This is a genomic window from Pedobacter sp. R-06 (assembly GCF_049913135.1).
GTDB lineage: Bacteria > Bacteroidota > Bacteroidia > Sphingobacteriales > Sphingobacteriaceae > Pedobacter.
Genome location: NZ_CP183977.1, coordinates 3542363 through 3565155, shown reverse-complemented (window position 1 = coordinate 3565155; position 22793 = coordinate 3542363). Strand labels below are relative to the sequence as shown.

Below are 22793 nucleotides of genomic sequence, written 5' to 3'. Positions count from 1 at the left end.
AATCATGAATATACTTCTATTGCTTATATTTTTGCTTGCGGTTACTTCATTAATCCTGATCCACAGGTTGCATGTAAAGGAGAGTTTTCTCAAAGTGTTGCAGGTTTACCATTTCTACTCCATCAGTCATGTCTGCTATACGGCTATAGCCATTAATTTTTTCGGCGATATCCGGTTTGTAGATGCGGGTGCACCATTTGCCTTTGGCTATGGCCCGCTGTTATATCATGGGATTATCACCTCTGTAAAGGAGATGGATAAAGAAATGCGAAACCGCATCCTGTTTCATCTCATACCTATCCCTATCTTCTGGATTGCATTCATTGTCTTGTTGTCTGACCCCTTGTTAAGGGAGCAGTTTCGGTGGAAATATTATTTGGTTCTTGGAATAGGTCAGGGCATCTCCCTCTTGGGTTATGGTGGCTGGGCCATTTATTTGACAGGTTCTAAAAAAATAGTTTCCCAATTAGGCGATAGGAGCAGGATGATCAATGTTGCTTCTGTACTGATCCTGTTTATGGCTTCTTTTGGTATTGTAGTGATGTTTTCGCGCGTACTACCGCAAAAATCCATGCCTCCCACCATCGGCCTTTACATTATATATGGCTTTTTGCTCAGTGCCCAGCTATCAGTTGCAAGGTATCTTTACAAAAGAATCAAGGGAACTTCAAAAACTGAGGACAACTTATCAGCGCAGGTAGCGGTACAGAAGGCTGAACCAGCTTACGAAAAATCCGGTATTCCGACAGAATTATTAGCCGAATATAATCTGCGTTTACAAAACCTAATCTCCGAAAACCACATCCACCTTGATAGTTCGCTTTCGATCGAAAAAGTAGCAAGCTTATTGGGGATTTCAGCCCACTATACCAGCCAGCTGTTTAGCAGAATCCATAACGAAAGTTTTATCAACTATATTAATAAGTTGCGCATTAACCATGCCTGTTTTTTACTTACACGTTATGAACAAAAGGGCATTGATGAGATTATATTCGAGTGTGGTTTTGGATCGAAAGCAACTTTCAACCGTGTATTTAAGAATCTGAAAGGATGTACCCCATCTCAATTTCGGAACAGTTAGAACGAGATAAAATATTTAGGTTGATTTTTTGTAGTATTAGGTATACAAATTCAAGAAATCTAGTGCATCCCAAAGAATTGATACTCGATTTCCGTCATCTCAACGCATATTTGCGGCCACTTACGGGTACATACTGAAAAAACGTTTTTTATCAGGATGTTCCATGAAAGTGAACGGCAATCATGATGTTCTCTGGAAATTAACGCTTTCAAGACCTCCATTATTGTCCGTTCGGACAAACGAAATATTACTTATATGAATACACATTTACCAAAAAGGATAGCGACAGCTATTGATTGGGTATGCTTTTTTGTGCCGTGTTTTAAACGTTCGGCCTTCCTGAAAATGGCGATGCTGCTAATGCTCTTTGCTTTCTCAAAGTTTGAAGCTTTTGCGGAAGGTTCAAAAGACTTTTATCCCTCAGGAGCTACAGGAAACAGAGCCTTTTTAGTGTCAACAACTACTTATCCCGGTGGGTTTGTGAGTTCGGCTAGTTACCCTTTTTTAACCCAAGGCACACATTATGCGTACGTTAAAGAAGGCGAGACTATCGCAGCGGCGCATAGTGGTCAAAATGTTGGAACAGGTCGCATAAGATTAACAGCACCAGATGGTACAATATATACATCTGCAGCTGATAATGTTGGAAGGATTACTACCCGTGCAACTGAATTGTCGGGCTCGAGAGTAGGTTATACCCCGTTTCAAAGAACAGTGAGTAGCGCAACTCAGGCAGGAGTTTGGAAAATAGAGTTTATTGCTCCAAATCCATCCGCCTCGACAACTCCGGCGGACGTTAATGCAAATGACGCTTGGACACAGGCAAGTAATGCCTCGATATCAGCATGGGATGTCTCGGTATTCCCGAATCTGGTAAGCACCACTGCCATCACCGGAAGGGTATATGCAAACGTTTTGAATTTAATGCTTCCACAAACATGGGCTGCAGGAAACGGCTTTAATGGTAAGCATTATGTACTTACAAAAGATGGCTATGCTTATTTAGTAAATGAAAACGGACTTAACGGAGCGGCTTATACATTTTTTGTAAATAGTAAAGGTTTCACCACTGCAGCGGGTGGGGCAGGTAATCCTACTTACAAAAGCTTGAACTCTTCAACAGCCAATGTTTTTGTTAAAGATCCACGCACGGCAGATAATGCCAATGGAATTACCCATAAAATATTCTATAATAAACCAGATGATACAAACCTTCCTGAAACGGCTGCTTATGCCGACGGCGGAACGACTTGGCTAAAGGCAACTAGTGTGGTAGTCCCAACAGTTTCGAACATCGTTTTCGAGGGTGTGGAGAATTCAGGATCAAGTGTAAGTGCCAAAGGAGCAAATATCAAATTTGATTCAAATGTAAATGGAACTTATAAGATTGTAATCCCAGGAAATGGAGCGTTCATTGATCGGGTATTAACAGGTACAACCGTGGCCGGTAGCAATACCGTTGTATGGGATGGCGCTGCAGGAACTTCTGTCGCTGATCCTGTAACACCTGGGGCAAAAGTTCCTCCGGGCACAATACTCAATCAGGTAAAAATTCAACTCTATGGTGCAGAGGTACACTTCCCTTTTGTAGACGTAGAGATTAACCCAAACGGACTTATTATACAACAATTAACAACCAATGGAACCTATACTCCTGTTGCAGGAGGCGATGTAGTTTATTGGGATGATAGTCCTGTTGACAATGCAGGAACGCCACCTAATCCTAAAAAAGCCGTGTTAGGTGTTTCGGCTATTAATAGTAGTTCGAATGGACACAAATGGGGCTCAAATACTAGCGGTAGTGGAGGAAGTTCTGATTACGGTAATGAGAAGTCACTAGATACTTATACTTTTATTCCAGGTGCTGAAATCACAAAGACTATAGCTGTAACCATCGCTCAGGCAGATTTAGAGGTTACAAGTAACACACCATCGCTCACCACAACAACATCAGGAAATACGGTTACTTATACGGTTGTAATTAAAAACTTAAATATCGCAGGGGTAAGCGTAAGTGATGTAACCGGAGCTAAGTTTGGCTTTGAGCACCCTGCGGGCTTTACCGTTACCTCGGCAGTTTTAACCACCAACACTGGTGCCATAGTAGAAGCTTCTCCGGTAAACGGAGCCACGAAATGGGAGTCTACTTTAAGTATGACCACTGGATCTACAGGGACTTATGTAATTACTGGTACCGTAGGTACATCCTTAAAAAACACCACGCTAACTACACGAGCAACCATCTTGCGTCCAGCTGATATCGCAGATCCAAATGCCACTGACGAAAGTACACCAACATTTTCCAATAACGTTGATACAGAATGTAACGGGAACCCGAGCGGAAACGGTTGTAATAATATTCAGGCTGCAAGTGTAGCAGTTGGAAATAATCCACCAGTTGGAGTAGCTAACGTTAGTTCTACAAACATGAATACTACCTTAACAGTGGCTGATGGAGCAACTGGAACTGGTGGTGATTTATTGGTAAATGATACGGATGCAGATGGAGATGCACTTGTGGTAACCAAGTTTACTGTTGCAGGATCTGCTGGTGATAAAACCTTGGGTGGAGCCGGCTTTTTAATTCCTGGTCAAGGAACTATCACGATCAATGCCAATGGTAGTTATTCGTTTGTCCCTTTGACAAACTTTACAGGCGCAGTTAATACCATTACTTATACGCTAAGTGATGGTATTGCCACCGCCACCACCACCTTAAATATAACCGTAATAGCAACCAATACCGCCCCAACTGGTGTGCCTAATACAAATACAACGCCTGAAGATGTAACCTTAACCGTCGCAGATGGCGCTACGGGAGTAACCGGCGATTTATTGGTTAATGATACAGATCCAGAAAATGACCCCTTAACCATTACCAAATTTACCATTGCAGGTATATCGGGCGACCAAGCTTTAGCGACTCCGGTTTCAATTACCAACGTAGGTATAATTACGATTAACGCTAATGGTTCCTATACATTTGTGCCTGTTGCAGATTACAATGGTACTGTTCCGCAAATTACCTACACACTTTCTGATGGTAGCTTAACCGCGACGACTACTTTAGACATTACAGTTACGCCAGTTAACGATGTTCCGGTTGTTGCAGCGATCAGCAAGAGCGGAGGGGAAGATAGCCCGATACCTTTTGCCGCTGTAGACTTTACCTCAAAATTTACCGATAAGGATAACAACCCGTTAACCAAGATCCGCATAGTCGATCTTCCGTTGAACGGTAGCCTGCAGCTTAACGGCATTGCCATCACGGCAGGCCAGGAAATCGTTGCGGCTGATCTGGATAAGATCACTTTTGTTCCCAATGCAGACTGGAACGGTTCGACCAGTTTCAACTGGAACGGCAGCGACGGTACGGCATATGCTGTTTCGAATGCAGCTGTGAATATCACGGTCACTCCGGTAAACGATGTTCCGGTTGTTGCAGCGATCAACAAAAGTGGTTTGGAAGATAGCCCGATACCGTTTGCCGCTGTAGACTTTACCTCTAAATTTACGGACAAGGATAACAACCCGTTAACCAAGATCCGCATAGTCGATCTTCCGTTGAATGGTAGCCTGCAGCTTAACGGTATTGCCATCACGGCAGGCCAGGAAATCGTTGCAGCGGATCTGGATAAGATCACTTTTGTTCCCAATGCAGACTGGAACGGTTCTACCAGTTTCAACTGGAACGGCAGCAACGGTACGGCATATGCTGTTTCGGATGCAGCTGTGAATATCACGGTCACTCCGGTAAACGATGTTCCGGTTGTTGCAGCGATCAGCAAAAGTGGTTTGGAAGATAGCCCGATACCTTTTGCCGCTGTCGACTTTACCTCAAAATTTACCGACAAGGACAACAACCCATTAACCAAGATCCGCATAGTCGATCTTCCGTTGAACGGTAGCTTGCAGCTTAACGGCATTGCCATCACGGCAGGCCAGGAAATCGTTGCGGCGGATCTGGATAAGATCACTTTTGTTCCCAATGCAGACTGGAACGGTTCGACCAGTTTCAACTGGAACGGCAGCGACGGTACGGCTTATGCTGTTTCGGATGCAGCTGTAAATATCACGGTCACTCCGGTAAACGATGTTCCGGTTGTTGCAGCGATCAGCAAGAGCGGAGGGGAAGATAGCCCGATACCTTTTGCCGCTGTAGACTTTACCTCAAAATTTACCGATAAGGATAACAACCCGTTAACCAAGATCCGCATAGTCGATCTTCCGTTGAACGGTAGCTTGCAGCTTAACGGCATTGCCATCACGGCAGGCCAGGAAATCGTTGCGGCTGATCTGGATAAGATCACTTTTGTTCCCAATGCAGACTGGAACGGTTCGACCAGTTTCAACTGGAACGGCAGCGACGGTACGGCATATGCAGTTTCGGATGCAGCTGTAAACATCACGGTTACTCCGGTAAACGATGTTCCGGTTGTTGCAGCGATCAGCAAGAGCGGAGGGGAAGATAGCCCGATACCTTTTGCCGCTGTAGACTTTACCTCAAAATTTACCGATAAGGATAACAACCCGTTAACCAAGATCCGCATAGTCGATCTTCCGTTGAACGGTAGCTTGCAGCTTAACGGCATTGCCATCACGGCAGGCCAGGAAATCGTTGCGGCTGATCTGGATAAGATCACTTTTGTTCCCAATGCAGACTGGAACGGTTCGACCAGTTTCAACTGGAACGGCAGCGACGGTACGGCATATGCAGTTTCGGATGCAGCTGTAAACATCACGGTTACTCCGGTAAACGATGTTCCGGTTGTTGCAGCGATCAGCAAAAGTGGTTTGGAAGATAGCCCGATACCTTTTGCCGCTGTAGACTTTACCTCAAAATTTACCGATAAGGATAACAACCCGTTAACCAAGATCCGCATAGTCGATCTTCCGTTGAACGGTAGCCTGCAGCTTAACGGTATTGCCATCACGGCAGGCCAGGAAATCGTTGCGGCTGATCTGGATAAGATCACTTTTGTTCCCAATGCAGACTGGAACGGTTCGACCAGTTTCAACTGGAACGGCAGCGACGGTACGGCATATGCTGTTTCGAATGCAGCTGTAAATATCACGGTCACTCCGGTAAACGATGTTCCAGGCTTTGTTAAAGGGGCAGATCAAAATATCAATATCAATGCAAGCTTGCAGAATGTCCCACTTTGGGCGAGCTCAATCACCAAAGGCCCATTAGATGAAAGCGGACAAGTATTAAATTTTATTGTAACCAATACTGATCCTTCAATGTTTGCTGTGCAGCCTGCGATCCTGGCTGACGGCACACTTAGTTACCAGCCAGCAGCAGACAAATTCGGGAAGATTACTGTATCGGTGTCTTTAAAGGATAATGGTGGAACCGTGAACGGAGGTATCGATCAATCTGCAGTGCAGACTTTCACGATTACTATAAAGCCTATAGGCCAGGCAGATTCAGATCTGACCCCTAAAAACACACCCGTGACAACTTTTGTCACAGTAAATGATGGTGCAAGCGCAACCGGTACAACTGTTATTGCAGGTAGCGCACCAGCTCATGGGAATATAGTGATTAACACTGATGGAAGTATCACCTACACGCCGAGCGATCCGAACTTTGTGGGTACAGATACTTATACTTACCGCCTGACAACTCCTGACGGAATTGTTTCAGATCCAATCACTGTTACGATAAACGTTTATAATCCTGCCTTCACATTTACCAAACTTATCAACGGCACGGTACCGAATACTGTTGGAGCTGAACTTAAATACAACTTAGTCCTTACCAATACGGGTAATGTTACCCTGAGCAATATCGCGGTGAGCGATGCGAATGCAGTGGTTACAGATTCACCTGTAGCAAGTCTTGCACCGGGCGCTTCTGTTACCTTAACTGCTGTGCATACAATGACCCAGTCGGATATCGACGGTGGCAGCGTGACCAACCAGGCTAAGGCTAGCGGCAAGGATCCTAAAGGAAACGGTGTGGACAAGGACTCTGATGATCCTTCAACCGGTACCCCTGATGACCCTACGGTAACCATTATCCCTGCTGCTCCATCGATGAGCCTTGCAAAATCGGTGAACGGTGCGGTACCGAATACGGTTGGTGCGTCACTTAAATACAACTTAGTGCTTACCAATACAGGTAATGTTACCTTAAACAATATCGCAGTAAGCGATGCAAATGCGGTAGTTACAGGTTCACCTGTAGCGAGCCTTGCACCGGGCGCTTCTGTTACCTTAACTGCTGTGCATACAATGACCCAGTCGGATATCGACGGTGGCAGTGTGACCAACCAGGCTAAGGCTAGCGGTAAGGATCCAAAAGGAAACGGTGTGGATAAGGATTCCGATGATCCTTCAACAGGTACGCCAGACGACCCTACGGTAACCATTATTCCTGCTGCTCCATCGATGAGCCTTGCAAAATCGGTGAACGGCACGGTACCGAATACTGTTGGTGCTGAACTTAAATACAACTTAGTCCTTACCAATACGGGTAATGTTACCCTGAGCAATATCGCGGTGATCGATGCAAATGCAGTGGTTACCGGTTCGCCAGTAGCAAGCCTTGCACCGGGTGCTTCTGTTACCCTGACCGCTGTGCATACAATGACCCAGTCGGATATCGACGGTGGCAGCGTGACCAACCAGGCTAAGGCTACGGGTAAAGACCCTAAAGGAAACGGTGTGGATAAGGATTCCGATGATCCTTCAACAGGTACCCCTGATGACCCTACGGTAACCATTATCCCTGCTGCTCCATCGATGAGCCTTGCAAAATCGGTGAACGGTGCGGTACCGAATACGGTTGGTGCGTCACTTAAATACAATTTAGTCCTTACCAATACGGGTAATGTTACCCTGAGCAATATCGCGGTGAGCGATGCAAATGCGGTGGTTACCGGTTCACCTGTAGCAAGCCTTGCACCGGGTGCTTCTGTTACCCTGACCGCTGTGCATACAATGACCCAGTCGGATATCGACGGTGGCAGTGTGACCAACCAGGCGAAGGCTAGCGGTAAGGACCCTAAAGGAAACGGTGTGGATAAGGATTCCGATGATCCTTCAACCGGTACGCCAGACGACCCTACGGTAACCATTATTCCTGCTGCTCCATCGATGAGCCTTGCAAAATCGGTGAACGGCACGGTACCGAATACTGTTGGAGCTGAACTTAAATACAACTTAGTCCTTACCAATACGGGTAATGTTACCCTGAGCAATATCGCGGTGAGCGATGCGAATGCAGTGGTTACCGGTTCGCCTGTAGCGAGCCTTGCACCGGGCACTTCTGTTACCTTAACTGCTGTGCATACAATGACCCAGTCGGATATCGACGGTGGCAGCGTGACCAACCAGGCGAAGGCTACGGGCAAAGAGCCTAAAGGAAACGGTGTGGATAAGGATTCCGATGATCCTTCAACAGGTACCCCTGATGACCCTACGGTAACCATTATTCCTGCTGCTCCATCGATGAGCCTTGCAAAATCGGTGAACGGTGCGGTACCGAATACTGTTGGAGCTGAACTTAAATACAACTTAGTCCTTACCAATACGGGTAATGTTACCCTGAGCAATATCGCGGTGAGCGATGCGAATGCAGTGGTTACCGGTTCGCCTGTAGCGAGCCTTGCACCGGGCACTTCTGTTACCTTAACTGCTGTGCATACAATGACCCAGTCGGATATCGACGGTGGCAGCGTGACCAACCAGGCGAAGGCTACGGGCAAAGAGCCTAAAGGAAACGGTGTGGATAAGGATTCCGATGATCCTTCAACAGGTACCCCTGATGACCCTACGGTAACCATTATTCCTGCTGCTCCATCGATGAGCCTTGCAAAATCGGTGAACGGCACGGTACCGAATACGGTTGGAGCTGAACTTAAATACAACTTAGTCCTTACCAATACGGGTAATGTTACCCTGAGCAATATCGCGGTGAGCGATGCAAATGCAGTGGTTACAGGTTCACCTGTAGCAAGCCTTGCACCGGGTGCTTCTGTTACCCTGACTGCTGTGCATACGATGACCCAGTCGGATATCGACGGTGGCAGCGTGACCAACCAGGCAAAGGCTACGGGCAAAGACCCTAAAGGAAACGGTGTGGATAAGGATTCCGATGATCCTTCAACCGGTACGCCAGACGACCCTACGGTAACCATTATCCCTGCTGCTCCATCGATGAGCCTTGCAAAATCGGTGAACGGCACAGTACCGAATACCGTTGGAGCTGAACTTAAATACAACCTGGTGCTTACCAATACAGGTAATGTGACCTTAAACAATATCGCGGTGAGCGATGCGAATGCGGTGGTTACAGGTTCACCTGTAGCGAGCCTTGCACCGGGCGCTTCTGTTACCTTAACTGCAGTGCATACGATGACCCAGTCGGATATCGACGGTGGCAGCGTGACCAACCAGGCAAAGGCTACGGGCAAAGACCCTAAAGGAAACGGTGTGGATAAGGATTCCGATGATCCTTCAACCGGTACGCCAGACGACCCTACGGTAACCATTATTCCTGCTGCTCCATCGATGAGCCTTGCAAAATCGGTGAACGGCACGGTACCGAATACTGTTGGTGCTGAACTTAAATACAACTTAGTCCTTACCAATACAGGTAATGTGACCTTAAACAATATCGCGGTGAGCGATGCGAATGCGGTGGTTACAGGTTCGCCTGTGGCGAGCCTTGCACCGGGCGCTTCTGTTACCTTAACTGCAGTGCATACGATGACCCAGTCGGATATCGACGGTGGCAGCGTGACCAACCAGGCAAAGGCTACGGGCAAAGACCCTAAAGGAAACGGTGTGGATAAGGATTCCGATGATCCTTCAACCGGTACGCCAGACGACCCTACGGTAACCATTATTCCTGCTGCTCCATCGATGAGCCTTGCAAAATCGGTGAACGGCACGGTACCGAATACTGTTGGTGCTGAACTTAAATACAACTTAGTCCTTACCAATACAGGTAATGTGACCTTAAACAATATCGCGGTGAACGATGCAAATGCAGTGGTTACAGGTTCGCCTGTGGCAAGCCTTGCACCGCGCGCTTCTGTTACCTTAACTGCTGTGCACACGATGACCCAGTCGGATATCGACGGTGGCAGTGTGACCAACCAGGCGAAGGCTAGCGGTAAGGATCCTAAAGGAAACGGTGTGGACAGGGATTCCGATGATCCTTCAACCGGGACCCCAGATGACCCTACGGTAACCATTATTCCTGCTGCTCCATCGATGAGCCTTGCAAAATCGGTGAACGGCACGGTACCGAATACTGTTGGAGCTGAACTTAAATACAACTTAGTCCTTACCAATACGGGTAATGTTACCCTGAGCAATATCGCGGTGAGCGATGCGAATGCAGTGGTTACCGGTTCGCCTGTAGCGAGCCTTGCACCGGGCACTTCTGTTACCTTAACTGCTGTGCATACAATGACCCAGTCGGATATCGACGGTGGCAGCGTGACCAACCAGGCGAAGGCTACGGGCAAAGAGCCTAAAGGAAACGGTGTGGATAAGGATTCCGATGATCCTTCAACAGGTACCCCTGATGACCCTACGGTAACCATTATTCCTGCTGCTCCATCGATGAGCCTTGCAAAATCGGTGAACGGCACGGTACCGAATACGGTTGGAGCTGAACTTAAATACAACTTAGTCCTTACCAATACGGGTAATGTTACCCTGAGCAATATCGCGGTGAGCGATGCAAATGCAGTGGTTACAGGTTCACCTGTAGCAAGCCTTGCACCGGGTGCTTCTGTTACCCTGACTGCTGTGCATACGATGACCCAGTCGGATATCGACGGTGGCAGCGTGACCAACCAGGCAAAGGCTACGGGCAAAGACCCTAAAGGAAACGGTGTGGATAAGGATTCCGATGATCCTTCAACCGGTACGCCAGACGACCCTACGGTAACCATTATCCCTGCTGCTCCATCGATGAGCCTTGCAAAATCGGTGAACGGCACAGTACCGAATACCGTTGGAGCTGAACTTAAATACAACCTGGTGCTTACCAATACAGGTAATGTGACCTTAAACAATATCGCGGTGAGCGATGCGAATGCGGTGGTTACAGGTTCACCTGTAGCGAGCCTTGCACCGGGCGCTTCTGTTACCTTAACTGCAGTGCATACGATGACCCAGTCGGATATCGACGGTGGCAGCGTGACCAACCAGGCAAAGGCTACGGGCAAAGACCCTAAAGGAAACGGTGTGGATAAGGATTCCGATGATCCTTCAACCGGTACGCCAGACGACCCTACGGTAACCATTATTCCTGCTGCTCCATCGATGAGCCTTGCAAAATCGGTGAACGGCACGGTACCGAATACGGTTGGTGCGTCACTTAAATACAACCTGGTGCTTACCAATACAGGTAATGTTACCCTGAGCAATATCGCGGTGAGCGATGCGAATGCAGTGGTTACAGGTTCGCCTGTAACAAGCCTTGCACCGGGCGCTTCTGTTACCCTGACCGCGGTGCATACAATGACCCAGTCGGATATCGACGGTGGCAGCGTGACCAACCAGGCGAAGGCTAGCGGCAAGGATCCTAAAGGAAACGGTGTGGATAAGGACTCCGATGATCCTTCAACCGGGACCCCAGATGACCCTACGGTAACCATTATTCCTGCTGCTCCATCGATGAGCCTTGCAAAATCGGTGAACGGCACAGTACCGAATACCGTTGGAGCTGAACTTAAATACAACCTGGTGCTTACCAATACAGGTAATGTTACCCTGAGCAATATCGCGGTGAGCGATGCGAATGCAGTGGTTACAGGTTCGCCTGTAACAAGCCTTGCACCGGGTGCTTCTGTTACCCTGACCGCGGTGCATACAATGACCCAGTCGGATATCGACGGTGGCAGTGTGACCAACCAGGCTAAGGCTAGCGGTAAGGATCCAAAAGGAAACGGTGTGGACAGGGATTCCGATGATCCTTCAACCGGGACCCCAGATGACCCTACGGTAACCATTATTCCTGCTGCTCCATCGATGAGCCTTGCAAAATCGGTGAACGGCACAGTACCGAATACGGTTGGAGCTGAACTTAAATACAACCTGGTGCTTACCAATACAGGTAATGTGACCTTAAACAATATCGCGGTGAGCGATGCAAATGCTGTAGTTACAGGTTCGCCTGTAACAAGCCTTGCACCGGGCGCTTCTGTTACCTTAACTGCAGTGCATACGATGACCCAGTCGGATATCGACGGTGGCAGCGTGACCAACCAGGCTAAGGCTAGCGGTAAGGATCCAAAAGGAAACGGTGTGGACAGGGATTCCGATGATCCATCAACCGGTACGCCAGACGACCCTACGGTAACTGTTATCCCTGCTGCTCCATCGATGAGTCTTGCGAAGACAGTAACAAATGTGGTGAGTAAAGTAGGGGATGTAATTAATTATAAATTAATTGTTACCAATACAGGTAATGTGACTTTAACAAATGTCACTATTACTGATGCAAAAGCGGATCCGGGAAGCATTATTCCTTTGGCCATCGCGGTGTTGCAGCCAGGCGCCCAGGTAACTGTGACTGCAAGGCACACCCTTACTCTTGCTGATGTAAACAGCGGCCGTTTTGCCAACCAGGCTACCGCTTCAGGAACAGATCCTAAGGGAGGGACAGTCGTTGTCGATTCTGATGATCCATCAACTCCTGCGGCTGGTGATCCGACCGTGACAATAATTACAGCAAAACCAGCAATTTCATTAGTGAAATCTGGGGCGCTAAGTGCAGATGGAAACAATATTGTTTATACGTTTAAGATCAGAAATACAGGAAATGTTGAGCTGGCACCGGTTACACTTACAGATAATAAACTGTCGTTGAATGTAACTGTAGCAAGCAGATTAGAACCTGCAGCCGAAGTTTCTTACCAATATACTTATCGGGTAAGCCAGGCGGATAGGGACAAAGGAATGGTAGAGAATACTGCTGAGGTTGTTGCCAGTTCGCCATCAGGTGGCAAGGTGACAGATCGCTCGGGTACAGCAGAAGATAATGATCAGCCTACGCAAACCCTTATGCCACAGCGTTCATCAATCTCGCTTGTTAAAACAGCGGTGGTATCCGGTAATTCAATCAACTATACCTTTACGATCACCAATACAGGTATGACGACTTTAACTTCGGTTACCCTGAATGATGCCAAGGCTGGGGTTTCAGGTCTTTTATTGCCTCTTCCTACAGGACTGTTACCTGGAGAATCGGTCAACCATAGCGTGGTTTATAAATTGAGTCAGGCAGACAGAGATCTAGGCAGTGTGAGTAACACGGCTAAGGTGGATGCATTAACTCCCGAAGGAACACACGTGGGTGACGTATCTGGTTCGGACAGTACAAATGACAATCCAACGGTAACCCCTGTAACTCCATCTCCGGTTGCGGTGAATGATGTTGCCTCTACAAAGGCAAATCAGATCGTGAAAATACGAGTACTGGACAATGATGATGCTAAAAATTCAGGTTTTGACCTTAGCAGCATTGAGATTACTGCTCAGCCGAAAAACGGCACGCTAAAAATCAATGCTGATGGTACCATTAGTTATGAGCCACGTGCAGGGTATACAGGAGATGACGAGTTCACCTACAGGGTGAAAGATACAGATGGATATTATACCAATATAGCTTCAGTTAAGATAACTGCTGACTTTAATGCCATCAAGGTGCCAAACCTGTTCACGCCAAATGGAGACGGAATAAACGACACCTTCGAGATTATCGGCCTGAACCAATATCAGTCCAGCGAACTTACAATTGTAAACCGCTGGGGTAATGAGGTATTCCATGCCAAGGGATATAACAATAACTGGACAGGAGAGGGGTTGAATGAAGGAACTTATTTCTACCTGTTACGTGTAAAACGGACTGAGGGAAGTGAAGTTGAGGTATTTAAGGGGTACATCACATTGATCAGGGCCTTTAAAAAATAATAAGAAGTTGAGGCGCCGGCAATGCCGGCGCCTAAGATAAGACAATGATGAAAAGAATTATTATATCAATAACTTGTGCACTAGTGCTGGTTGCCGGAACAGTTTTAGCACAACAGGATGCTCAGTACAGTCAGTACATGTTCAATGGGATTTATATAAATCCGGCATATGCCGGCTATAAAGAAGTACTCAATGCGCACACTTTTTACAGGAGCCAGTGGACAGGCATCAACGGTGCACCCAAAAGCCTTGCACTAGCGGTTGATGCAATTGCCAATAGTGGGAACGTTGGTCTTGCCCTTCAGGTGGCTTCCGACAAACTTGGTGCGCAGAACAACCTGAGTATTTATGGAAACTATGCCTATCGCATCAGGATGAACGACGACGGAAGTTCCAGGCTCTCGCTGGGGCTTGGTCTGGGCATGGTGCAGCTTGGTATCGATGGCGCAATGCTCAACCCAAATAATCCTGAACCCAACCAGCCTGTTGACGTTCAACGTACGATAGTACCCGATGCGCGTGCAGGGGTTTATTTTGCCAATAACCGCTTCTATGCCGGGTTATCTGCTGACAATCTGATTGCCAGTTATGTTAATATCGACCGTTATGCGTTTATTCCACAGCCCAAACCGCATTTTTACCTGACGGCCGGCATGTTATTGCCGCTGAACGAATCCTTTCAGCTCAAACCTTCATTTTTGATCAAAGATGACAGAGGAGGCCCCACAAGCCTTGACGTAAATGCATTTCTGATGATCAAGGATGTTTTCTGGGTAGGAGGTGCTTACCGTACCGGAATAAAGCTTTATGATAAAAGCCATCTTCAAAAAGATCTGAACATGCGCAATTCAGCTGTTGCCGCGCTGCAGTTCTTTCCGTCGGAAAAGATACGGATCGGTTATGCATACGACTTTTCAGTCGGACCGCTACAAGGCTACAGTGGTGGCACACATGAGATATCCATTGGATACTCCTTTATCAAACCGAACATCAGAATGGCCACCCCAAGGGTATTTTAATCACTATTAAGCAAGGAATCATGAACAACAAACACTTACTGGCCTGTTTTGCAACTACGATAATCACCCTTATGGTTATCCGCCCGGCATCAGCTCAATATATCCTCAAGCAGGCTGACGCGGAATATGATTTATTTAATTTTAGCAAGGCGGCAGATTTGTATGAGCAGGCCTATCGCAAGAAAGCAGTTCTAAGTACGGCAGAACGACTGGCTTCTGCCTATGGATACATGAACGATTACAAACAAACTGAAAGCTGGTATGCCATTGCCTCTTCCATGCCTGGAAGCAATGATCAAAACATCCTGAAATATGCCAGTGCCTTACAACACAACGCAAAATACTCTGAAGCAAAGGCCCAGTTCCAACGCTACATAGACCGGCATAGTGAAGTGACTGAATGGCAGCGTAACTTATGGCTGGGCTCGTGCGACTCTGCGTTAAAATGGATGCGTAATCCAAGACCAATTGAGCTTATGAATGTGACCGCCCTCAACTCTTCTCAGTCTGATTGGGGTGCTGTTCAAAAATCCGGGCAGATTGTTTTTGCATCCGACCGCAATGCTCATTCAGAAGTAATTGCAGCGAACAGACCGTTTTTAAAGTTCGACGGCGCAAAGCAGCCCGATAAGAATATTTATGGCTGGACAGGAAACGGATACCTTAAATTATATGCGCAGCATGTCGGGCAGGATAGTGTAAAAATGATACCCATTTCCGGCAGCTCTGAATATCATGTAGGGCCGGCAAGCTTCACAGCAGACGGAAAACTTATTTTCTTTACCATGACCAGGATACCGGAAAAGACTAAAAGAGGCAGAAAGGAACCTGCTACAATAAATGTTGAGCTCTACTCCTCACAAAGTGATGGGCAAGGTGGCTGGCAGAAGCCAATTCCTTTTCCGTTTAACAACGTAGCTGAGTACTCGCTCAGCGACCCCTACATTTCGGCCGATGGGCAAAGTCTTTATTTCTCCTCAAATATGCCCGGTGGAAAAGGCGGAACTGATCTCTATATCTGTACTAAAACGCAGTCAGGAGACTGGGGCAGGCCAGTGAATTTAAAGGAAGTCAACACAGCTGGAAACGAGCGGACAGTTTCGTTTGATGAGCACAACAATATGTATTTCGCAAGCGACGGATATATTGGAATGGGTGGGCTCGATGTTTTCAGGGTTATCAATCATGCCGGCAAAATAACAGGTATTCAAAATCTGGGATACCCGTTTAATTCTCCGAAGGATGATCTGGCTTATTTTCCGTCCAGCGCCCAATCGCCAGGATATCTCTCGTCTAACCGTGACGGGGGAAAGGGAAGTGATGATATATATAGTGTGTCCATGCAAATGGGTTCAATCTATTTAATAACAGGAAGGGTTTTTGAAAAAGGAACTGGCAGAATTTTGCCGGGAGCAGTTGTGACTTTAGTTGGTCCGGGCGGCAAACGACTGTCTGTTGAATCAGCCCAGGATGGATCATTTAGTTTTGAGGTTCCACCTGCCAACTATACTATCAGTGGCGAGAAAACAGATTTCCGTAGTGAGGTTAAAACCGTGATGGAGACTTTGGCACATAAGCAAACTGTTCAGGTAGACCTGAATCTTGAGCGTATAAAGCTTAACCAGGGCATTCGGATCGAAAACATTTATTACGATTTCGATAAATCGAATATCCGCAAGGATGCTGCATTGGAATTAGATAAACTTGTTCAGATCATGGAGGAAAATCCAACCATATGGATCGAACTTGGATCACACACTGATAGCAGGGGAGGCGACAGGTATAACCAGCAGTTGTCGCAGCGCAGAGCAGACTCGGCCGTTGCTTATATTATTTCGCAAGGAATAAACCGTAACCGGATTACCGCTAAAGGATATGGTGAATCTGAACTTATCAATAACTGCAAAAACGGTGTGGACTGTTCAGAAGAGCAACATCAGCTGAACAGAAGAACTGAGTTTAAGATTACTAAATATTAATGGATGCGGCAGCTACTGACTGGTGCCGTTATTGTATTTTTCGCCGCTGCGATTTTACTGTATGTGAATTTTTTAAGGTCAGAATGGGACAATAAAAAGCGCCGTAGAAAGCGTTGAATATTCTTGTTCTAATTTGCGAAAAGTCTTTTGAAATTTATAAAAAAGGTCACTTAAGCTAAATGTAAAATAGCATTTATAGCGCTGGCCTTAATGCTGAATTTAATTGGATAGCTACCTGATTCTAAAGGTAGCTATCTATTGTTACTGGGTTAATATTTCCCATTGTTTCCTTCATCCTCATCTAACTATTTCATGTTTGAACCAATTCAACTGAAGGGTCTTCAGGAGATACCCTGTAGGCCGGAGGTGTATAAAGAAGGCATGATGACCAAAGGGATTAAAGGATTCAGTATGGCGGAGATTGTGTTGTTCTGATATCCTTCTGCCCGAGCATTTTACTTACTGTTTCGATGGAAAGCCTTTCTGAAGGCTAATCGTTGTGGTAAAGGTATGGCGGGTAATGTGGGTTTTTTGGTGATTTCTGATACTGATGCCAGTGGAACCGAAGGGAGTCGAGCCTTTCTTTTAATTGATTAAAATACTATAAACTTATTTAGGAATAGCTACAGGTATGCCCATTCAATGATTTGTTTAATGGTACTCTTTATTTCGGCCTGTGCTTTCCTGATATCAACTCAACAGATCAGACCGTTATTCGTATGAGCAATTAAGGTAATGTAATATAATATATGCCTCCTATTAGCAGGGCAGCTACCGGCCTGATGTTTTTATCTTTGCCTTTAAAGTATTTGTCAGTAAGTTGTTTGATCTTTTTCAACAGAACACATTTAAACGACACTATTTTGCTGCATTGCTCTTAACAATTTGTTAATTTATCACGTTTCAGCAAATAAATAAAGCCACTAAATACTTTTGGCCTTTACCTCTTGCAGTACATTCTTTATTACGGTTTTGATCTTTGGAAGAAGACCGCTGTCGCTGCGTTTGCCTGAAAGCAGGGTGCTGATGAGACGAGTGATTTCCTGGATCGAAAATGGTTTTTCCAATATCGCATCGCAACCATAATCAGACAATGAAAATAGTATTTTAGTATAGGCAGAAATAATGATGATAGGGACGTACTCAAATCCATCGATAGCGCGGATGGCGCTGCAAAGCTCTCCTCCGTTCCATTCGGGCAGCATATAGTCCAAAATAACCAGATCTGGGCGGTAATGCTCAATTTGTTTAACCGCTTTCTCCGGATCGTGGCAGCCCTGGCATTGATAACCGTACAACTTAAGAATTTCTTGCAGTGTTTTCAGTAACATCAGGTCATCTTCTACAATAAATATTTTTTTTGTTTCCATAATCTTCTAATTGTTAACGTCGGATATTTTTTTGAAAACCTTCAATCATCGTCTGGATACGTGCTGATACCCTCCAATGAGCCCATCATTTTTTTTGGCCTAATGCAATGGCTTGATTTCCAGGTCATCGAGTTGCGCGATCCGGAAGATTTCTTTCGAAATAATCGCTACGTTTTCCTTTAGTTGCTCCAGGTTGCAGGATATTGTTCCTAATGGTACCGGAAGACCTGCAATTTCCTGGATAAGTTCCATCTGGATCATGCAGGCACCTAAAGATTCCTTTTTTCCTTTGAGCATGTTAAAGGTTTCAAGTGCAGATTCCCGGTCTGTTCCAAGCGTAAATTTTCCATAGGTAATTTTAGTGTCCTTTAAATGAAGCACCACTATTATTGCTAATGTTGATTCCATTTCGTTAGGTTTTATTTTTCTATGATCATACTTCTGGATTAAAAAAAAAGCCGCTTGGTGCGGCATTTTCAAGTTTATTAGCGAATCTCGATCTGTTTTGAAACTGCCTTTGCTTCTTCTTTTTTTGGAAGTGTGAGCTTAAGTACCCCATCGTTATAACTCGCATGGATACGGTCCATATCGGCGCTTTCAGGAAGTGTGAACGCCCTGGTGAAAGCCGAGTAGCTGAATTCACGTCTGTTGTAGGTTTTTTTCGATGTATTGTTTTCACTGGACTGTCCGGTAGAAATAGTAAGTATCTCTCTCTCCACCGAAACTTTAAAATCTTCCTTTTTCAGGCCGGGAGCAGCAAGTTCGATATGATATTCTTCACCTGTCTCTGAAATATTTACAGCAGGAAGGCTGTTGATTCGGCGGTCTGAAAAAAATGTGTCGCCCGGTACGGACTCAAAAATATCATTAAAGCCTGGCAATAATGTATTGTTTTTCTTTTCTGGATTGAATTTAACCAATGTCATAGTGTGTTCTCCTTTTAATGGTAAAAACTATTAATCAATTAATTTCCTCTAAACCTTTTAAGCGGTTTTGAAACGTCAACCTCAAGCGCTGTGCCAATAGTATTTTAAGAATATTCAAATACTATTGTAGGAACCCTTAGCTGAAAAAAATTCAGCTTTGAACTGAAAAAATTTCAGCTCGCCTGTCTGATGGTTGTCAGTATGGCGTTAAGCCAATTTAGGCATACCGGTTTACCCGTGCAATAAAATGTTCGATATTAAAGGGTTTTGCTATAAATTCTGCGCCACAGCCCGAACCCTTAATTTCGGTCTGGGTAGTGTTGGCAGACATCATGATGATGTTAATGACTGAGGTACGCTCATCCATTCGTAATTGTCTGCAGATATCGAGTCCATTACCGTCGGGTAACATAATATCGAGTATTGCTATATCAGGCAATCTCTGCAAGATCATTTGGTTGAATGCTGCAACGGTAGGGCAGCCATTTACCTCGTAGCCTTCTTCAGACAGAATATAACTGACCACTTCACTGATATCTGCATCGTCCTCCAGGACATAAACTAATTTTTTATTCATTTGTGTTTGTCTTTGTTATATTAGATTTTAATGTGTGTGCTGCAAGCGGGGAACTGTAAATTTAAATGCAGCACCATTACCGGGTTTGCTTTCAACCCATATCCGCCCTCCATGGCGTTCAATAATCTCTTTAGTAATATAAAGGCCCAACCCAAGTCCGGATATATTCCGGTCCTTTTCTCTTACCCTGTAAAACTGGCTGAATATATGGGCCTGTTCGGCCTCGGGAATTCCTGAGCCATAATCTATTACCGAAATAATTATTTCGTGGTCATGGCTTATAGCTGTTATATTAATATCCCGGGACTGGGGCGCATACTTTATTGCATTGCCAATCAGGTTTGTGATTACCTGTTCCATCCTCATTTTATCCCCCTGCACGAAAAGGTCTGCCTGGCGGACATAAATATAATTGTGTCCGGGAACGGTTTGCTCAAATGTTTCGCAGATATCACTGATCAGTGCGCCAAGGTCAAGCTGTTCAAAATTGAATTGTAATTTGCCAGCCTGGACCTTAGAAATGTCAAACAGGTCGTTGATAAGGATATTGAGTTTGTCCACCTGCTTGATTGCCTTGTCTAAAAAAACTTTGTTCAATCCATCCGAAGCTGTTTTTTGAAGCACCTGAAGAAAGCCGCTCATAGAGGTGAGTGGTGTTTTGAGTTCATGGGAAGCCAAAGCTATAAATTCGTCTTTTTTAAGGCTGAGGGTTTTGACCTCTTCAAAAAGTTTTGAGTTATCAAGGGCTATGGCTGCCTGAGATGCAACCCCAACCACCAGGTCTTCGTGATCCTGAAGAAATATACCGGGTTCTGGATGACCAAAGAAAAGCCCGCCGATTACTGTTCCTGTTGAGGAAATAACCGGGACAGCCAGATAACTGACCACAGGCAGGTGTCCATCGGGCATCCCAAAATGGGGAGCCATTTTGCCATAACGTTCATCTTTTCTGATGTTATCTACACGCACAACCCCCTCACCGCTAAAGGTGGTGTGGAACACAGCTGTATTACGGGGCATACCAAATTTTTCAAACGCCTCACGTGGAGCGCCCGAGAGCGTATAGAGCATGTAGGATTCACCTTCCTCATTGATTTTATTGTAAAAGAAAGCGCCAAATGCCGCCCCGGTAAGTTCTGTTGTCGCATCAGTCACTTTTTGCAAAATGATATTAACATCCAATTGTTCACTGATGCTCTTACCTATCGAATTAAGGATCATGAGCTTTTGTGAGTTGCTTTTTAAGGCGTTTTCTGCTGCTCTCTGAGCGGTGATATCCCTGGCTACTTTTGAAGCGCCAATGATTATCCCTTCACTGTTCTTTATCGGGGAAACTGTTAAGGAGACCTGGATTTCCCTGTTTTCCTTGCTTATCCTTATGGTTTGAAAGTGATCTATCTTTATACCGCTTTTGATACTGCTTATGATGCGTTCTTCCTCATCAAGACGGTCTGGCGGGATCAATATAGAGATGTGGCGGCCAACGGCCTCGGTTTCGCTATAACCGAAGATATTTTCAGCCCCTTTATTCCATGTGGTGATTATGCCGGCGAGCGTTTTGCTTATGATGGCATCATCGGAACTCTCAACTATGGCAGCCAGTGCAGCCTGCTTCTCATCGGCGAGTTTTTGGGATGTAATGTTGCGTGCAATCTTACTTACCCCAATGATGCGGCCCTTCTTGTTCCTTATGGGCGACACGGTAAGTGATATAGGTATTTCAGTTCCATCCTTGGCCACACGTACGGTTTTGTAATGTTCGATTCTTTTGCCTGCCCTTATGTTATTGATAATGTAATCTTCTTCATGGATTCTGTCCTGAGGAATGAGGATAGTAATATGCTTCCCGATTACCTCTGATGCAGAATAACCAAAAATTCCCTGCGCCCCTTTGTTCCAGCTGGTGATGAAACCATCCAGCGTTTTAGAAACGATTGCATCTTCGGATCCTTCAATAATGGCCGCTAGCGTAGCTTGCTGTTCTTCAACGGTATACTCATCTGAAATGTCGCGGATCATTTGAGCAATGCCTATCAATTTTTGCTCAGCATCAGTAATTGGAGAGATGGTAATGGAAACATGCAGGTCTTCCCCGGTTACCGATCGGCGTATGGTACGGAAATCGTGGACTTTCGCACCGCACCGCACAGTATCCACTAAGCGCTCATACTCTTCAAAAACGGCTTCTTCCATTATTTCGGAAACTGTCTTTCCAATATGCTCCCTGGTAAAACCAAACAGTCGCGCTGCCGCTGGGTTTATATCTGTAATTTTAAAATCAATGTCATGGCAGATTACTGCGTCTTCCAAGCTTTCAAAAATCGACTTAAAGGTAAACAGTTGATTTTGGGAAGTTAAGTCCATACTGGGCGGCAATTATTTAATTAAAGAAGGTACATTCACATTAATACCCGATCTAAATTAACAACCCTGAGCGATAATAGTTTTAAGAATATAAAAATGCATCCCTTCATGGGCTGTCCATTTTAGCCTTTTTGATTAAATCTATTGACTTTGAGCTCATGTGATTCAAAAAGCAAGATGTTTAACTAAATGGGATTTTGCCTGATTATACGAGTTCATTATTAAGAAATGCCTTTGCCTTCAGGCGGGTAGCGTTTGCATTTGAAGGATTGCGGATTTTTGATATGATGTGTTGAGAGAACGGCCCGGATGCCTGTAAGGACTTAAAAAGCTTTAATCCTGCTAAATTAACCAGGTTTGCATCTGCGGCAATCGTATATGAGGTGACCACGGCATTACAGCGGAAGCCCTTTGATGCCACTAGAGGATATTTATGGCCGATTCCAAAAACGGAAACTGATGCCAATAAACTGATTAAATAAGAAAATCTGTTGCCTGTTGATATGCAGATAATGTATTTTGCGTATCAACAGGT

Annotated in this window: 9 protein-coding genes; 4 read left to right on the top strand and 5 right to left on the bottom strand. The window is 45.5% G+C overall.

The window, feature by feature from the left end:
- The first annotated feature begins 4 nt into the window (after positions 1-4).
- From ACN9MR_RS14250 to ACN9MR_RS14235, 4 genes are all read left to right on the top strand, one after another.
- Complete coding sequence (locus ACN9MR_RS14250) at positions 5-1081, top strand: helix-turn-helix transcriptional regulator (RefSeq protein WP_426324569.1); 1077 nt, start codon at positions 5-7, stop codon at positions 1079-1081.
- 255 nt (positions 1082-1336) lie between these two features.
- Positions 1337-14023 carry a DUF7507 domain-containing protein gene (locus ACN9MR_RS14245; protein ID WP_426324567.1) on the top strand — a complete coding sequence of 4229 codons (12687 nt, stop codon included), beginning with the start codon at positions 1337-1339 and terminating at the stop codon, positions 14021-14023.
- Positions 14024-14067: 44 nt separating this feature from the next.
- A complete protein-coding gene (locus ACN9MR_RS14240; RefSeq protein ID WP_426324565.1) occupies positions 14068-15042 on the top strand; it encodes a PorP/SprF family type IX secretion system membrane protein in 975 nt (324 codons plus the stop codon).
- 20 nt (positions 15043-15062) lie between these two features.
- A complete protein-coding gene (locus tag ACN9MR_RS14235; RefSeq protein ID WP_426324563.1) occupies positions 15063-17021 on the top strand; it encodes an OmpA family protein in 1959 nt (652 codons plus the stop codon).
- A 923-nt stretch (positions 17022-17944) separates the two neighbouring features.
- Here the strand turns inward: ACN9MR_RS14235 and ACN9MR_RS14230 are convergent.
- The 5 genes from ACN9MR_RS14230 to ACN9MR_RS14210 all read right to left on the bottom strand — a co-directional run bounded on the left by ACN9MR_RS14230 (position 17945) and on the right by ACN9MR_RS14210 (position 22258).
- Positions 17945-18391, bottom strand: a complete 447-nt coding sequence (locus tag ACN9MR_RS14230; protein ID WP_426324561.1) for a response regulator — start codon at positions 18389-18391, stop codon at positions 17945-17947.
- A gap of 99 nt (positions 18392-18490) precedes the next feature.
- Positions 18491-18799 carry a hypothetical protein gene (locus tag ACN9MR_RS14225; RefSeq protein ID WP_426324559.1) on the bottom strand — a complete coding sequence of 103 codons (309 nt, stop codon included), beginning with the start codon at positions 18797-18799 and terminating at the stop codon, positions 18491-18493.
- A gap of 77 nt (positions 18800-18876) precedes the next feature.
- A complete protein-coding gene (locus tag ACN9MR_RS14220; RefSeq protein WP_426324557.1) occupies positions 18877-19317 on the bottom strand; it encodes an Hsp20/alpha crystallin family protein in 441 nt (146 codons plus the stop codon).
- 217 nt (positions 19318-19534) lie between these two features.
- Complete coding sequence (locus ACN9MR_RS14215) at positions 19535-19894, bottom strand: response regulator transcription factor (protein WP_426324555.1); 360 nt, start codon at positions 19892-19894, stop codon at positions 19535-19537.
- 27 nt (positions 19895-19921) lie between these two features.
- The gene (locus ACN9MR_RS14210; protein WP_426324553.1) at positions 19922-22258 is read right to left on the bottom strand and encodes a PAS domain S-box protein; all 2337 of its coding nucleotides are present in this window, start codon (positions 22256-22258) and stop codon (positions 19922-19924) included.
- Positions 22259-22793: the final 535 nt, after the last annotated feature.

Excerpts from the sequence above, each read along its gene's own strand:
- ACN9MR_RS14250 (WP_426324569.1), top strand. The coding sequence starts at position 5 with ATGAATATACTTCTATTGCTTATATTTTTGCTTGCGGTTACTTCATTA.
- ACN9MR_RS14245 (WP_426324567.1), top strand. The coding sequence starts at position 1,337 with ATGAATACACATTTACCAAAAAGGATAGCGACAGCTATTGATTGGGTA.
- ACN9MR_RS14240 (WP_426324565.1), top strand. The coding sequence starts at position 14,068 with ATGATGAAAAGAATTATTATATCAATAACTTGTGCACTAGTGCTGGTT.
- ACN9MR_RS14235 (WP_426324563.1), top strand. The coding sequence starts at position 15,063 with ATGAACAACAAACACTTACTGGCCTGTTTTGCAACTACGATAATCACC.
- ACN9MR_RS14230 (WP_426324561.1), bottom strand. The coding sequence starts at position 18,391 with ATGGAAACAAAAAAAATATTTATTGTAGAAGATGACCTGATGTTACTG.
- ACN9MR_RS14225 (WP_426324559.1), bottom strand. The coding sequence starts at position 18,799 with ATGGAATCAACATTAGCAATAATAGTGGTGCTTCATTTAAAGGACACT.
- ACN9MR_RS14220 (WP_426324557.1), bottom strand. The coding sequence starts at position 19,317 with ATGACATTGGTTAAATTCAATCCAGAAAAGAAAAACAATACATTATTG.
- ACN9MR_RS14215 (WP_426324555.1), bottom strand. The coding sequence starts at position 19,894 with ATGAATAAAAAATTAGTTTATGTCCTGGAGGACGATGCAGATATCAGT.
- ACN9MR_RS14210 (WP_426324553.1), bottom strand. The coding sequence starts at position 22,258 with ATGGACTTAACTTCCCAAAATCAACTGTTTACCTTTAAGTCGATTTTT.